Origin of the sequence: Paracoccus aerius (assembly GCF_014656455.1) — a bacterium.
Taxonomy (GTDB): domain Bacteria; phylum Pseudomonadota; class Alphaproteobacteria; order Rhodobacterales; family Rhodobacteraceae; genus Paracoccus; species Paracoccus aerius.
Genome location: NZ_BNCL01000103.1, coordinates 1 through 603, shown reverse-complemented (window position 1 = coordinate 603; position 603 = coordinate 1). Strand labels below are relative to the sequence as shown.

The following is a 603-nucleotide window of genomic DNA, read 5'->3' as shown; positions in this document are numbered from 1 at the left end:
GGTGCCGCGCCCCAGGAGCATCGGCACCGCATTGCCCTACAAAACCATAGTTGCCGGAACTCATGACCTTTGGGATGTCGCTCCCCTTCTCGACAGCGAAGCCCTACTGGTCCAGGCCCAGCTTGGCTTTCAGCGCATCGATGCGTTTCGAAGCCTCCGCCTTGCTGATGGTGTCGTCAAAGGCGTCGGGATCGTCGGCCTGTTCGCTCAACGTCTTGAGATAGGACGCCTGTGCGCCGGTCATCGGGTCTTCGCCGCTGACCCAGGTGTCGGGATCTTTTTCGGCATTGTCGGTCGGGTGGGATTTTGGGTTTTCATCGGCCATGGGGCACTGCCTTTCTCAGGATGCTGCAAGGAAACACGCGCCCCATGTTCTGGTTCCGTTCTTGTCCATCCAGAAGCCCGAAGGACATGAGCAGCAAGGCGAGGCTGATGAAGGTGCATCCGGTAAAGCTGACCTCATAATCAGCCAGAGAAGAACCGATCAGGTGATGAGGATAAGACCAACCCTCTTTGTGGACGCCGTGTATGCCGGTCGGTTCGGAGGCATTGCTCCAGAATTGGGTGTCCATCATGAAAAAGCGGCAGCACCCAGGGAGGAGG

The 603-nt window shown here is 58.0% G+C and carries 2 protein-coding genes; both read right to left on the bottom strand.

Features of this window, described 5'->3' with window-relative positions:
- Nucleotides 1-103: 103 nt before the first annotated feature.
- Nucleotides 104-325, bottom strand: coding sequence for a DUF3072 domain-containing protein (locus IE224_RS20900; protein ID WP_191313446.1), 222 nt, complete (start codon nt 323-325; stop codon nt 104-106).
- Nucleotides 315-603, bottom strand: a 289-nt coding sequence (locus tag IE224_RS20895; protein WP_229849509.1) for a hypothetical protein, incomplete at its 5' end; no start/stop codon positions are given. The genes IE224_RS20895 and IE224_RS20900, both read right to left, overlap by 11 nt.